The following is a 1198-nucleotide window of genomic DNA, read 5'->3' as shown; positions in this document are numbered from 1 at the left end:
CGTCCGGGTGCACGCCACGCCGCGGCGGCTGATCGCCGTGGTCACCGAGGTCGCCGCCCGCGAGCAGGACCACGTCCGTACGGTCAAGGGCCCCAAGGCCGGTGCGCCGGCGAAGGCCGTCGAGGGTTTCGCCCGCTCCCAGGGTGTGCCGGTGGAGTCGCTGGAAACCGCGGAGCTCAACGGCGTACAGCATCTGGTCGTGCAGCGGCACGAGGCCGGCCGCGCGGCACCCGCCGTGCTCGCCGACGTGCTGGCGAAGGTCGCCGGCAGCCTGCGCTCGGCGAAGAACATGCGCTGGAACGACCCGCAGCTCGCCTTCACCCGGCCGATCCGCTGGCTGGTCGCGCTGTGGGGCGACGAGGTCGTCCCGCTCGCCGTGTCGGCGTTGCTGGCCGGGCGCGAGACCCGGGTGCTGCGCACCGCCGCGCAGCCGGCGATCAGCGTGGCCTCGGCGGAGACGTTCATGGAGACGCTCGCGGTCAACGGGATCGTGGCCGACGCCGAGGACCGCCGCGAGCTGATCGTCACCGGCGCGCAGGACCTGGTCTGGGACACCGGCCGGATCGACGTCACCGGCGAGAGCGCGCTGATCGACCAGATCACCTATCTGGTGGAGCAGCCGACGCCGCTGCTCGGCACGTTCGACGAGAAGTATCTGGAGCTGCCCGCCGCGGTGCTCACCACGGTGATGCGCAAGCACCAGCGGTACCTGCCGGTCCGCGACGCCGACGGCACGCTGCTGCCGATGTTCGTCACGGTCGCCAACGGCCCGGTCGACGTCGAGCGGGTCCGCACCGGCAACGAGGCCGTGCTGCGCGCCCGGTACGAGGACGCGGCGTTCTTCTACCGCGCCGACCGGCAGACCCCGCTCGCGGCGATGCGCGACAAACTCCAGCGGCTGACCTTCACCGACAAGCTCGGCTCGATGGCCGACCGGGCGGCGCGGATCGCCGAGCTGGCCGGTTCGCTGGCCCCGCAGCCATCGGCCACTCTGGAACGCGCCGCGCAGCTGGTCAAGTTCGACCTCGGCTCGCAGCTGGTCACCGAGATGACCAGCCTGGCCGGCGTCATGGCCCGCGACTACGCGCTCAACGCGGGCGAGACCCCCGCGGTCGCGCAGGCGGTCTACGAGGCCGAGCTGCCGCGCAGTGCCGGCGACGACCTGCCGGCCTCGGTGCCGGGCGCGCTGCTGTCGCTG

At 73.1% G+C, this 1198-nt stretch carries 1 protein-coding gene; it reads left to right on the top strand.

All coding sequences use genetic code 11. The features are described 5' to 3' along the window. Positions 1-1198, top strand: a 1198-nt coding sequence (gene glyS / locus AB0C29_RS49395) for a glycine--tRNA ligase subunit beta (protein ID WP_360835442.1), incomplete at both ends; no start/stop codon positions are given.

Source organism: Actinoplanes sp. NPDC048791 (assembly GCF_040650095.1).
In the GTDB taxonomy this organism is placed as follows: Bacteria; Actinomycetota; Actinomycetes; order Mycobacteriales; family Micromonosporaceae; genus Actinoplanes.
Note: the sequence above shows the minus strand (reverse complement) of the source record. Positions and strands in the feature narration are given on the sequence as shown.